A 13,156-nucleotide genomic window follows, 5' to 3' on the forward strand; every position below is an offset into this window, starting at 1 on the left:
AAAAATTTTTTAAAGAAATATTTTTAATTTCTTTAAAATGTTCTTGTAATTTTATCCAAGAATTAGTTTTTATTGGAGATATATTTTTATTTTTTAAATTCATAAATTATTTAAAATTTTTTTTATATTATATATAATATAATTTGTTTTTAATTTTTCACTATTTAATGTATAAGGATTTAATGGAATAGCATCTATTAAAAATTTATATCTAATTATATTAATTAATTGTCCTTGATTTAATTCAATTATAATAACTTTTTTAAAGTTAAAAATAACATCTTTAATCCATTTAGGAAAAGGATTAATATAATTAATATGTATATAAGAAATAAAATAACTATCTTTTTTAGGTAAAGAATTAATTACTGATATTATAATGTCATAAGTAGATCCCCAACCTATTAAAAGAATTTTTCCAAAATCATTTCCAATTATATTTTTTTTATAAAAATTATAATTATAAATATAATTTATTTTTTTTTCTCTAATTTTAATCATTAAATTATGATTTTTATATTCATAAGAAACTTTTCCTGTAATATGTTCTTTTTCTAAACTCCCAATTGTATGTTCTAATCCATAAGTTCCTGGTACAATCCATGGCCTTACAAAATTATTATTTCTATAATATGGTTTATAAGTTTTTTTTTTAAAAATTTTAATATTTTCTAATTTAGATAATTTTGGTAAAAAAAATTTTTCACTACTATTAGATAAAATTCCTTCACTAAGTAAAATAACAGGAGTCATTTTTTCTATTGCAACTTTTATAGAATTATAAGCAATTTCGAAACAATTTGATGGAGAAGAAGAAGAAAAAACAGGAATAGAAGAAATTCCATGTCTTCCATATAAAGCTTGCATTAAATCAGATTGTTCACTTTTAGTTGGAATACCAGTTGAAGGTCCAGATCGTTGTACATTAATAATTAATAATGGTAATTCTAATATAATAGCTAACCCTATAGCTTCCTGTTTAAGAGACATTCCTGGACCAGAAGTAGATGTTACACCCATACTTCCTGCATAAGAAGCCCCTATTGCGGAAGTAATAGCTGAAATTTCATCTTCTGCTTGAAAAATTTTAATATTTTTATTTTTATTTTTAAATAAAAAATGTATAATACTTGAAGAAGGAGTTATAGGATAACTAGAAAAAAATAAATTTAATTTTGCTTTTTTACAAGCATAAATAATTCCTAAAGAAATAGCTTCATTTCCATTAATATAAATTAATTTATTTTTTTTTATTAAATTATTAATTTTTTTTTTATTAATAAGTTCTATTTTATTATTAATTTCTATTTTTATTTTATTTTTTTTTAATCCAAAATTAAACCCTTTTTTTAAAAAAAAAATATTAGCATTTAATAAATCTTTATTAAGATTATTTTTTAATAATATTCTACAAATTGGTTTAATAAATTTATAATTATTATAAAAATAACTACAAACAAATCCAAGAATAAAAATATTCTTAATTTTATTAATTAATTTTGATTTAATAAAAAAATATGATTTATTAATAATAATATTTTCTATAATATTTTTTATTTTTAAAAAATTATAAGAATAATTATTTAAAATTTTTTTTATATTATTAGGATAAAAATTATAATCATCTAATAAAATTATTCCATTTTTTTTAACTTTATTAATATTTTTTTTTAAAGAAAAAAAATTCATAGAAATTAAAAAATCAACTTTATCTCCTATATATGTTACTTTTTTTTCAATACCAAAATTAATTTGAAAACTTGAATTATCTTGTATATAATGTGGTGTTTGAATTTCTGAAGGAAAATTAGATAATGTTTTTATATTATATCCATTATAAATAGCATTATTAGCAAATAAATTTCCTATAAATTGAATTCCATCACCTGATTTACCAGAAAAAAGTAAAATAAAATTATTTTTTTTCAAATTTATTTATTTTTTATTTTATTTAAAATATTATTAATTTCTGATTTTGATAAATTTTTATTAACATTTAATATTTTTTTTATAATTTTAATAGTTATTTTTTTATAAATATTATAAGAATAAATATCTTTTTCTATATTAATCCCTTTATCTGAAAAAAGACGAATATTTTCTATTATTGGAATAGAACCTAAATAATATAATTTTAATTTTTCTGTAAAATTTTTTACTGTTTTTTTTCCAAATAAATAATGTTTTTTTTCGTTATTAAAAAAATAAGACATATTTTCTACTATTCCAATAATTGGAATTTTAATAAAATTATTAGAAAACATAGATATATTTCTATAAACATCAGATAAAGACAATATTTGAGGAGTACTTATTACAACAGTTCCATTAATATAAAATTCACTAGAAATAAAAATATGTATATCACTAGTACCAGGAGGAAAATCAATAATTAAAAAATCTAAAAATCCCCAATCTGTTTCTTTAATTAATTTATTTAAATATTTTATTGCTATAGGTCCTTTCCATAATACAGATTGATTTTTTTTTAAAAAAAAACCTAATGAAATAATTTTTACTCCATATTTTTCAATTGGAATTATTTTATTATTATTTAATTTAATATTATTTATTTTTTTTAAATTAAAAATTAATGGAATAGAAGGCCCATATATATCAGCATCAAATAATCCAACTTTAAATCCCATTTTTGACATTACCATAGATATATTTGAAGAAAAAGTAGATTTTCCAACACCACCTTTTCCAGATGAAATAGCAATAATATTTTTTATATTTGTAATTTTTTTTTTAATTCTTTTTTTTATATTATAAAAAAAATTAATAATAATTTTTTCATTAATTTTTTCTTTGATAATTTTATTAATATTATATTCAATATTTTTTCTAATTACCATAGAAGTATTATTTAAAATAATAAAAATATTAATTTTATTTTTTTAATAATTATATCTTTATTAATTTTAAATCAATAATATTATTTTATTTTCATTATTATTATAAATAATAACATTTTTTAATATTTTTATAATTTTTTTTTTTTCAATAAACATAAAAAAAATATATTTAAAAAAAATATATTTAATATAATATTATATTATGAAATCATTATCATTAATAGAAAAATATATAAAAAATTATACAATAAAAGAACCATTTTATCTAAAAAAAATTAAAAAAAAAATGAAAAAAATAACTAAACATTATAATATGTCTATTGGTAGTTATCAAGGTAGAATATTAAGTTTAATATCAAAAATAAAACAACCTAAATATATTTTAGAAATAGGAACATTTATAGGATATTCTACATTATGTTTATACGAAGGATTAAAAAAAAATGGATTATTAATTACTATAGAAATAAATGAAAATTTTAATAAAATATCAAAAAAAATATTTAAAAAATTAAAATTTAATAATAAAATTAAATCAATACTTGGAGACGCAAAAAAAATAATTACTAAACTACCTTATAAATTTGATTTAGTATTCATAGATGCAGATAAAAAAAATTATTACAATTATTTTAATTTAGTAATAAATAAAGTAAATAAAAAAGGAATAATTATATCTGATAATACATTTTTTTTTGGAAAAATTTTTAATAAAAAAAAAATAATAGAAATGAAAAAAAAAAAATGTTATAATAATTTATATAAAATGCATATTTATAATAATAAATTAATAAAAGATAAAAGAGTGGAAAATTTTGTTCTTCCTATAAGAGATGGACTATCAATATCATTAAAAAAATAATCATTAAAAAAATATTAAATTAAATTTTAAAAAAAAATAATAAAAAATGAATATTCCAAAAAAAAATAACTTAAAAAGATTAATTATTGTAGGTTTAGGTTTTGGTGGAGAAAAATTATTTTCTATAATAAAAAAAAATAATAAAAAATTACAAATTGTAATAATAGATAAAAATAACTATCATACTTTTAAACCATTATTATATCAAGTTGCAACTTTTGGATTAGAACCAGATACTATTTCTTATCCTATAAGAAAATTTATTAGAAAAATAAAAAATATCTTTTTCAGAAAAGCTTATGTTTATAAAGTAGATTTTGAAAATAAAAAAATTTTTTCTGATATAGGTTCATTATCATATGATTATTTAATTATTTCTACTGGATCAAAACCAAATTATTTTGGAAATAAAAAAATAGAAAAATTTACTATTCCAATGAATTCAATTGAAGATTCTATAAAAATAAGAAATTTTATTTTAAATAATTTTGAAAAATCAAATTATATAAAAAAAAATAAAGAAAATTTACTTTCTTATGTTATAGTTGGTGGAGGCCCAACTGGGGTAGAATTAGCTGGTGCTATATCAGAAATAAGATCAAATATAATTTATGAATATAAAAATTTAAATTATAATGATATGAAAATATATCTTATACAATCATCTAATAGATTATTAGAAAATATGTCTATTAAATCTTCTAAAATAGCATTAAATACATTAAAAAATATGGGTGTTAATGTATTATTAAATACAATAGTTATTAATTATGATGGAAAAACAATTTTAACTAATAATAAAAATATAAATAATATATTATCAAATAACGTAATATGGTCAGCTGGGGTAAAAGGATCTTTAATAAAAGGAATTAATAAAAATTTAATAGAAAAATGTAGAATTTTAGTAGATGAATATCACAGAGTAATTAATTATAAAGATGTTTTTGCTATAGGAGATATTTCTTTAATGAAACAAAAAAAATATCCAAATGGTCATCCAATGATAGCTCAAACAGCTATTCAACAAGGAAAAAATTTAGCAAATAATATAAATCTTTTTATAAATGGAAAAAAAATGAAACCATTTATTTATAATAATCTAGGTTATATGGCAATTATTGGAAGAAATAAAGCTGTTTTTGATTTTAAAAAAATTAATTTTAATGGTTTTATAGGATGGATTTTGTGGATATTTGTTCATTTATTTACTCCAAAAGGTTTTAGAAATAAAATTATAATATTTTTTAATTGGATATTAAATGAAAATATTAGTAGTATAATTTATAATAATAATAATTATTATAATAATAATAATAATAATAATATAAATAAATAATAATATTAAAAGAATTATTAAAAATAATATTTATTAATAATATTTATTAAAAATAATATTAAAATATAATAATAATATTAAAATTATGTAAATTTTAAAAATATTATTATGTTTTAAAAAATTTTTAATAATGAGTAATAAAGAAAATGTTATTGTAGTAGGAGAAAAAGATGAAAAAATAAAAAATATGAAGAGAAATGAAGTTCATAAAAAAGGAATATTACATAGAGCTGTATCAGTATTTATTTTTAATAAAAAAAAAGATAAATTACTATTACAAAAAAGATCTAAAAATAAAGATCATTCAATAGGTTTATGGACTAATACTTGTTGTACACATACATATGATAATGAATCAATATTAGAGGCAGCTAATAGAAGTTTATATGAAGAAATGGGAATTAAAATTAAAAAATTAAAAAAAAAATTTGAATTTATATATAAAGCTAAATTAGAAAAAGGAATAATAGAAAATGAATTAGACCATGTTTTTTTTGGAACATATGAAAAAGATCCAAAAATTAATAAACAAGAAGTAGAAGATTGGAAATGGATTAAAATATTATATCTAAAAAAAAATATAAAAAAAAATTCTTCAATTTATACAGTATGGTTTAAAATAATTTTTGAAAAAATTATTAAAAATAAATTAATTTAATTAATATGTCTAGAAATATATTCGGAAATATATTTAAATTATCTACTTTTGGAGAAAGTCATGGTATAGGTTTAGGGGGGATAATTGATGGTTGTCCTAGTGGACATTGTATAAATATTGATAAAATTCAATATGAATTAAATAGAAGAAAACCTGGACAATCTAATATCGTAACTCAAAGAAAAGAAGAAGATAAAGTAATTTTTTTATCTGGAATTTTTAAAGGAAAAACTACTGGTACTCCTATTGGTTTTATTATTTATAATAAAGATCATAAATCAAAAGATTATGAAAATATAAAAAATATTTACAGACCATCACATTCAGATTTTACTTATGAAAAAAAATATGGATTAAGAGATTATAGAGGAGGAGGAAGATCTTCTGCTAGAGAAACAATATGTAGAGTAGTTGCAGGTTCTATTGCAAAACAATTATTAAAAAATATAATAATTATTGCTTATGTATCTTCTGTTGGTCCAATTTCTGTAAATAAATCATATAAAGAATTAGATTTATCTAAAATTGATAATACTCCTATTCGTTGTCCTGATATTGAAATATCAAAAAAAATGATAAAATTAATTGAAAAAACAAAAAATGAAGGAGATACTTTAGGAGGAATAATAACTTGTATTATAAAAAATGTTCCAATAGGAATAGGAGAACCAATATTTAGTAAATTACACGCAGAAATTGGTAGAGCAATGCTTTCTATAAATGCAGTAAAAGGTTTTGAATATGGTAGTGGTTTTATAGGAACAAAAATGAAAGGATCAGAACATAATGATATTTTTAAAAAAAATGGAAAAACAAAAACAAATTTTTCTGGAGGAATACAAGGAGGAATATCTAATGGAATGGATATTTATTTTAGAGTAGCTTTTAAACCTGTTGCTACTATTATAAAAAAACAAAAGACAATTAATAAATTTGGAGAAGAAAAAATTATTAAAGTAAAAGGAAGACATGATCCTTGTGTTTTACCTAGAGCTATTCCTATTGTAGAATCTATGGCAGCTTTAGTAATGATTGATTTTATTTTATACAATAAAATATATAAAAATATATAATAAATAAATAATTTATTATATATTTAAATAATTTATTTAATAATTTATTTATTATAATATATATGTAATTATGTAATTATGTAATTATATATATTATGTAATTATATATATAATAAATAAAAAATATATATAATAAATAAATATAAATAATTGTATATATATAAATATATATAATTGTAATAAAAATAAAATAATTTAATAATACATTTAATATTAATTATTGTATTTTAAATGTTTAAAAAATCTAATATTATATCTATTATAGGAACTACTGGAGTAGGAAAAACAAAATTAGCTATTTTTTTAGCAAAAAAATTAAAATTAGAAATTATTTCTTGTGATTCTAGAAAATTTTATAAAGAATTAAAAATAGGGACATCTTTACCTAATAAAAAAGAATTAGAAAAAGAAAAAGTTAATTATAATTTTATAGGAAATAAAAGTATATTTGATAATTATAATGTAGTAAATTTTAAAAAAGATGTTTTAAATTTTATTAAAAGTAAAAAAATAAAAAATATTATTATGGTAGGAGGATCTGGATTATATGAAAAATCTATTGTAAATGGATTAATTTCTACTCCAAAAGTTCCTATTTCAGAAAGAAATAAAATAATAGATATTTATAAAAAATATGGTCTTAAAACTATACAAAAAGAATTAAAAAAAAAAGATTATATATATTATAAAAAAATTGATAAAAATAATCATATAAGAATTATACGTGCATTATCAGTTATAAATTTTACAGGAAAAACATTTTCATCTTATTTAATTAATAAAAATAATAAAAATAATAAAAATAATAAAAAATTTAATATTATTATAAGAATAGGTTTATACTTAAAAAGAGAAATCTTATATGAACTAATTAATAAAAGAGTTGATTTAATGGTAAAAAAAGGACTATTTGAAGAAACAAAAAAATTATATCCTTATAAAGATTTATTTATAATGAAAACATTAGGTTATAGAGAAATTTTTGATTTTTTAGATGGAAAAATTTCTTCTAAAAAAGAAGTAATAGATAAAATAAAAAAAAATACTAGAAATTATGCTAAAAGACAAATTACGTGGTATAAAAAATATTCAAATGTTTTTTGGTTTTCTCCAAATGATAAAAAAAAAGTACTTTTTTTAATTAAAAAAAAACTTAATATTTAACATTTAAATATAAATTTTTATAAAATATTATAAATATAAATTTTTATAAAATATTATATTAAAAATTAATATAAAATTAAAAATTAATATAAAAAATTAAAATAAAAAATTAAATTATTTAATGAATGAATAAATATACAATAATAAATAGATTTAGTATACAAAAAAATTAAGCTAAAAAATATTCCAAAAAAAAAACTCAATATTGATTGAATAATATAAAAATGAAAAATACTAAATAATATAGAAGAAATAATAATAGATAATTTAATAGAAAAAAATAATAATAATATTTTAAATAATATTAAACGGAAAAATAATTCTTCCCAAATAGGAGCAATAATAATTATATTAATAAAAAAAATAATATTATTTTTTTTATAAATTTTTTTTATTTTTTTATTAAAAAATAAAATATGATTTTTATAAAAATTATTATATTTTTTTTTTATTAAAAATAAAATAATATTTTCTATATATAAAATAAGGAAAGTTAATAATATAACATGTAAAAATTTATTTTTAATTATATTGATAAAAAATTTATTTTTAATTATATTCATAATTTATTAAATATTAATTAATATTATTTTTTATTAAATAATTTATAAAAATATATTAATTATATTATTAATATTTTAATAAATAAATTAAATATTAATTTAATGCCGACATAGCTCAGTTGGTTAGAGCACGTGATTTGTAATCTCGTTGTCGGGGGTTCGAATCCCTCTGTCGGCTCTAATGGGGAGATACTCAAGCGGTCAACGAGAGCAGACTGTAAATCTGTTGGTTTATACCTTCGCAGGTTCGAATCCTGCTCTCCCCACTACAGTATTTAATTAATAAATATATAATATCGTAAGCGGAAATAACTCAATTGGTAGAGTATCAGCCTTCCAAGCTGAATGTTGCGGGTTCGAATCCCGTTTTCCGCTCAAAAATTAATTAATGCCAATGTAACTCAGTGGTAGAGTACTTCCTTGGTATGGAAGATGTCACGGGTTCAATTCCCGTCTTTGGCTCGTAAATTTTATTCGTAAATTTTAATAAAAAAAAATAATGGCAAAGGAAAAATTTAAAAGAGATAAACCTAATTTTACAATTGGAACTATAGGCCACGTAGATCATGGAAAAACAACTCTTACTGCTGCTTTAACTAAAGTTTTATCAGAACAAGGATTAGCAGAAATTAAAAGATTTGATCAAATAGATAATGCTCCAGAAGAAAAAGAAAGAGGAATTACCATTAATACTTCTCATGTAGAATATCAAAGTAAAAAAAGGCATTACACACATGTTGATTGTCCTGGACATGCTGATTATATTAAAAATATGGTAACTGGAGCTGCACAAATGGATGGAGCTATTTTAGTAGTTGCAGCTACAGATGGAATAATGCCGCAAACAAGAGAACATGTTTTACTAGGTCGTCAAGTTAATATTCCATCATTTGTTTCTTTTATGAATAAAGTAGATTTAGTAGAAGATAAAGAAATAGTTGATTTAGTAGAAATGGAAATTAGAGAATTATTTTCTAAATATGGTTATGATGGTGATAATATTCCTATTATTAAAGGATCTGCTTTAGGTGCATTAAACGGAGATAAAAAATGGGTAGAATCTATACATAATTTATTAAAATCAATAGATGATTTTATGCCTGATCCAATAAGAGATATAGATAAACCTTTTTTATTACCTGTAGAAGATGTTTTTACAATTACAGGAAGAGGTACAGTTTGTACAGGAAGAGTAGAAAGAGGTATTTGTAAAACTGGTGAATTAATTGATATAGTAGGAATGAGTAAAAAAAAATTAACATCTACTGTAACAGGAATTGAAATGCATAGAAAAATTTTAGATTATGCTCAAGCAGGTGATAATGTTGGATTATTATTAAGAGGAATTAATAAAGAACAAGTTAGAAGAGGAATGGTAATTTCTAAAAAAGATACTATTACTCCTCATAATAAATTTTCTGCAGAAATTTATATTTTAAAAAAAGAAGAAGGAGGTAGACATACTCCATTTCATAATAAATATAGACCTCAATTTTATTTTAGGACAACAGATGTTACTGGAGAAGTAAATTTAAAAAAAGGAATAGAAATGGTTATGCCAGGAGATAATGTATCTGTAGATGTAGTATTACATCAACCAGTTGCTTTAAATAAAGGTTTAAGATTTGCTGTTAGGGAAGGAGGAAAAACAGTAGGAGCTGGACAAGTAACTAAAATATTAAATTAAATATTAAAAACGAATAATATAATATATAAAACGAATATATATAACGAAAATATTATATAACGAAATATTATTAAATAACGAACGGGTGTAGCTCAGTTGGTAGAGCATCGGTCTCCAAAACCGAGGGTCGTAAGTTCGAATCTTACCATCCGTGCTTAATTAAATTAATTAAAATAATTATTAATAATAAATTAAAAACAAAAATTAAAAAAATAATTAATAAATTAACAATACTAATTAATAAATTATTAATAACATTTAAAGAAATTATTAATATTTTTATTTACGAAATTTATTGGATTAAATGTAATAAATTAAAAAAATATACTTTTTTAATATTTTTATTAATATTATTATTATTAATATTTTTTTTTTTAATTGATAATTTTATAGGAGAAATATATAATATTTATTATAATTTTTTATAATAATTTTATGTTATAAAAACATTTTTTTTATAAATAAAAAATATTTTAAATATATAAAATAAATATATAATAAAAATAAATATATAATAATTAAATATTAAATATAGTGGAAAAAAAATGGTATATATTAAGAATTATTAGTGGAAAAGAAAATAAAATAAAAAATTCTATTGAAAAAGAAATTAAAAAACATTATCCAAATAATATAGGAGAACTTTTAATTCCAATAAGAAAATTTTTTAAAATAAAAAAAGGAAAAAAAATTAAAATTAAACAATTATATTATCCAGGATATATTATGATTGAATTAAAATTAGAAAATATAATTTTACAAAAAATTAAGAATATTAATGGAGTAATTAATTTTTTATTAAATGAAAAAAAGGGTTTACCTATAGAAATAAATAAAAAAGAAATTGAAAATATTAAAAAAAAAATTTATGAATTATCTAATAATAGCGAAAAAACAATTATTAATTTCATTGTTGGAGAACAAATAAAAATTATAGATGGTCCATTTAATGGATTTAATGGTACAATAGAAAAAATAAATGAAGAAAAAAAAAAATTAGAATTATCTGTATTAATATTTGGAAGAAAAACTCCATTAGAATTAGATTTTTCTCAAATTGAAAAAATAATTTAATATGAAAAAAATTATAAAAAAAATTAAAATTAAAAATATAAAAGGAGGTTTAGCTAATCCAGCTCCTCCTATTGGTCCTATATTAGGTAGTTCTGGAATAAATATTATTGATTTTTGTAAAAAATATAATGAAAAAACTAAAAATTATACAGGAAAAATTTGTCCAGTAATAATTTATCTATATGAAGATAAATCTTTTGATTTTATTATTAAAACTGAACCAATTAGTTATCAATTATTAAAAATATTAAAATTAGATAAAGGATCAAAAGAACCAAATAAAATTAAAATAGGAAAAATTAGTTACGAACAAATAAAAGAAATAGCAAAAAAAAAAATGCATGATTTAAATTGTTTTAATTTAAAATCTGCTATATCTATGATATATGGTACAGCTAAATCAATGGGAATTGAAATATTTAAATAATTATTTATAATTTATATGTTTTTAAAAAAAAAAAAAATTAGTAAAAATCAAAAAAAATTTTATAAAAATTTTGATTTTGAAAAAATATATGATATAAAATCAGCATTAAAAATAATTAAAAAAATTACTTTTGTTAAATTTGATTCTTCTATAAATATTGTATTAAAATTAGGAATAAATAATGATAAACCTGATCAAATTATCAGAGGTTGTGTACAATTACCTTATGGAACAGGAAAAAAAATAAAAATTTTATCAATTGTTACTCCAGAAAAAGAAACTGATGTAATTAAAGCTGGTTCAGATTATGTTGGTTTTGAAAAATATATAAATAAAATAAAAAATGGATGGAAAGATTTTGATGTTTTAGTTACTATACCATCTTTAATGAGTAAAATAGGAAATTTAGGAAAAATTTTAGGACCTAAAGGTTTAATGCCTAATCCAAAAAATGGTACAGTTTCTATTAATCCAGAACAAACTATATTAGATATTAAAAAAGGAAAAATAAATTTTAAAACAGATCGTTATGGTATTATTCATTCTGTAATAGGAAAAATTTCTTTTTCTATAGAAAATTTAGAAAAAAATTTTTTAGAATTTATATATGAGATAAAAAAAATAAAACCTAATTCTATAAAAGGAGAATATATAAAATCTATTTTTATTTCAAGTACAATGAGTAAAAGTATTAAAATTAATAAAAAAATATTTAATTAAAATTAATAAATAAAATATTTTAATAATTTATTTTACAATAATATTTTACTAATAATATTTTACTTTAATTTATATTTTTATATTATTAAAATTATATTATTAAAAAATAAAATGATTAAAAAAGAAAAAGAAAAAATTATAAATAATTTAACTGATTTATTAAAAAAAAAAAAAATTATTTATCTAATAAATATATATGGAATGAATTCTGAACAGATTTTTAATTTAAGAAAAGATTTTTTTAATTTTAAAATTAAATTAAAAATAGTAAAAAATTCTTTTATTAAAAAAGCAATAGAAGGTGATGCAATAAATAAAAAAATTTTTTATCCATTTATTAATTTATTATGTAATAATACAGGAATTGTTATAAATGAAAAAGAAGAAAATAATCCATCAAAAATTATTTATTTTTTTAGAAAAAAAAATAATATTAAAATGCCTATTTTAAAAGGTGCTTATGTAAATGAAGAATTTTTTATTGGAAATGATAAAATTAAAGAATTGATAATTTTAAAATCTAAAAAAGAATTAATACAATATTTAATATTTAAATTTCAATTAACATTTAAAAATACTTTTTTATTATTAAAAAATAATTCAATTATTAAATTATTTAAAATTATTAAAAATATTAAATATAAAAATAATAAAAAAAAATTAAATAAAAATATATAAATATAAATATAAAAATATAAATAAATAAAAATAATTAAAATAAATAAAAAATA

The 13,156-nt window shown here is 17.6% G+C and carries 14 protein-coding genes and 5 tRNA genes (1 of these 19 cut by a window edge); 15 read left to right on the forward strand and 4 right to left on the reverse strand.

Annotation, left to right across the window (positions count from 1 at the left end; translation table 11 throughout):
* The 3 genes in view from pgi to KHQ18_RS01180 are tightly spaced (at most 2 nt apart) and all read right to left on the reverse strand, a layout consistent with a single transcriptional unit that may run on beyond the window.
* Window positions 1-103, reverse strand: the 5' portion of a protein-coding gene (gene pgi / locus KHQ18_RS01170) for a glucose-6-phosphate isomerase (RefSeq protein ID WP_212113317.1). Its footprint begins 1,565 nt before the window's first position; the window shows 103 of its 1,668 coding nt (coding positions 1-103); the start codon lies at window positions 101-103; the stop codon falls past the left edge of the window.
* Complete coding sequence (locus KHQ18_RS01175) at window positions 100-1,929, reverse strand: 2-oxoacid:acceptor oxidoreductase family protein (protein WP_212113318.1); 1,830 nt, start codon at window positions 1,927-1,929, stop codon at window positions 100-102. The genes pgi and KHQ18_RS01175 overlap by 4 nt, the downstream gene beginning before the upstream one ends.
* A 2-nt stretch (window positions 1,930-1,931) precedes the next feature.
* Entirely contained in the window at window positions 1,932-2,858 is a 927-nt protein-coding gene (locus KHQ18_RS01180; protein WP_241864366.1) for a P-loop NTPase, read from the reverse strand.
* Window positions 2,859-3,060: 202 nt separating this feature from the next.
* On the opposite strand from KHQ18_RS01180, the gene KHQ18_RS01185 reads away from it, so the two are divergent.
* The 5 genes from KHQ18_RS01185 (at window position 3,061) to miaA (ending at window position 7,954) form a co-directional block, all read left to right on the forward strand.
* Entirely contained in the window at window positions 3,061-3,720 is a 660-nt protein-coding gene (locus tag KHQ18_RS01185) for an O-methyltransferase (protein WP_212113319.1), read from the forward strand.
* Window positions 3,721-3,766: 46 nt separating this feature from the next.
* Window positions 3,767-5,059, forward strand: a complete 1,293-nt coding sequence (locus KHQ18_RS01190) for an NAD(P)/FAD-dependent oxidoreductase (protein ID WP_212113320.1) — start codon at window positions 3,767-3,769, stop codon at window positions 5,057-5,059.
* 130 nt (window positions 5,060-5,189) lie between these two features.
* Window positions 5,190-5,717, forward strand: a complete 528-nt coding sequence (gene idi / locus KHQ18_RS01195; RefSeq protein WP_212113321.1) for an isopentenyl-diphosphate Delta-isomerase — start codon at window positions 5,190-5,192, stop codon at window positions 5,715-5,717.
* A gap of 5 nt (window positions 5,718-5,722) precedes the next feature.
* Window positions 5,723-6,790 (forward strand): chorismate synthase, encoded by a 1,068-nt coding sequence (gene aroC, locus KHQ18_RS01200; RefSeq protein ID WP_212113322.1) that lies wholly within the window; start codon window positions 5,723-5,725, stop codon window positions 6,788-6,790.
* A gap of 231 nt (window positions 6,791-7,021) precedes the next feature.
* The gene (gene miaA, locus KHQ18_RS01205; RefSeq protein ID WP_212113323.1) at window positions 7,022-7,954 is read left to right on the forward strand and encodes a tRNA (adenosine(37)-N6)-dimethylallyltransferase MiaA; all 933 of its coding nucleotides are present in this window, start codon (window positions 7,022-7,024) and stop codon (window positions 7,952-7,954) included.
* A gap of 83 nt (window positions 7,955-8,037) precedes the next feature.
* Here miaA and KHQ18_RS01210 read toward each other — a convergent pair whose 3' ends face one another.
* A complete protein-coding gene (locus KHQ18_RS01210; RefSeq protein ID WP_212113324.1) occupies window positions 8,038-8,517 on the reverse strand; it encodes a CPBP family glutamic-type intramembrane protease in 480 nt (159 codons plus the stop codon).
* A 104-nt stretch (window positions 8,518-8,621) separates the two neighbouring features.
* On the opposite strand from KHQ18_RS01210, the gene KHQ18_RS01215 reads away from it, so the two are divergent.
* The 10 genes from KHQ18_RS01215 (at window position 8,622) to rplJ (ending at window position 13,103) form a co-directional block, all read left to right on the forward strand.
* A tRNA-Thr gene (locus KHQ18_RS01215) sits at window positions 8,622-8,695 on the forward strand.
* A 5-nt stretch (window positions 8,696-8,700) separates the two neighbouring features.
* Window positions 8,701-8,783, forward strand: a tRNA-Tyr gene (locus tag KHQ18_RS01220).
* Between the two features lie 36 nt (window positions 8,784-8,819).
* A tRNA-Gly gene (locus KHQ18_RS01225) sits at window positions 8,820-8,892 on the forward strand.
* Window positions 8,893-8,907: 15 nt separating this feature from the next.
* Window positions 8,908-8,979 (forward strand) — tRNA-Thr (locus KHQ18_RS01230).
* Window positions 8,980-9,016: 37 nt separating this feature from the next.
* Window positions 9,017-10,204: an elongation factor Tu gene (gene tuf, locus KHQ18_RS01235; RefSeq protein WP_212113325.1), complete on the forward strand. Its 1,188-nt coding sequence runs from the start codon at window positions 9,017-9,019 to the stop codon at window positions 10,202-10,204.
* An 81-nt stretch (window positions 10,205-10,285) separates the two neighbouring features.
* Window positions 10,286-10,358 (forward strand) — tRNA-Trp (locus KHQ18_RS01240).
* A 380-nt stretch (window positions 10,359-10,738) separates the two neighbouring features.
* Window positions 10,739-11,278 carry a transcription termination/antitermination protein NusG gene (gene nusG, locus KHQ18_RS01245; protein WP_320412022.1) on the forward strand — a complete coding sequence of 180 codons (540 nt, stop codon included), beginning with the start codon at window positions 10,739-10,741 and terminating at the stop codon, window positions 11,276-11,278.
* A gap of 1 nt (window position 11,279) precedes the next feature.
* Window positions 11,280-11,705: a 50S ribosomal protein L11 gene (gene rplK / locus KHQ18_RS01250; protein ID WP_212113326.1), complete on the forward strand. Its 426-nt coding sequence runs from the start codon at window positions 11,280-11,282 to the stop codon at window positions 11,703-11,705.
* Window positions 11,706-11,720: 15 nt separating this feature from the next.
* A complete protein-coding gene (rplA, locus tag KHQ18_RS01255; protein WP_212113327.1) occupies window positions 11,721-12,425 on the forward strand; it encodes a 50S ribosomal protein L1 in 705 nt (234 codons plus the stop codon).
* Between the two features lie 111 nt (window positions 12,426-12,536).
* A complete protein-coding gene (gene rplJ / locus KHQ18_RS01260) occupies window positions 12,537-13,103 on the forward strand; it encodes a 50S ribosomal protein L10 (RefSeq protein ID WP_212113328.1) in 567 nt (188 codons plus the stop codon).
* Window positions 13,104-13,156 lie beyond the last annotated feature (53 nt).

Origin of the sequence: Candidatus Shikimatogenerans silvanidophilus (assembly GCF_018200315.1) — a bacterium.
GTDB classification, from domain to species: Bacteria; Bacteroidota; Bacteroidia; order Flavobacteriales; family Blattabacteriaceae; genus Shikimatogenerans_A; species Shikimatogenerans_A silvanidophilus.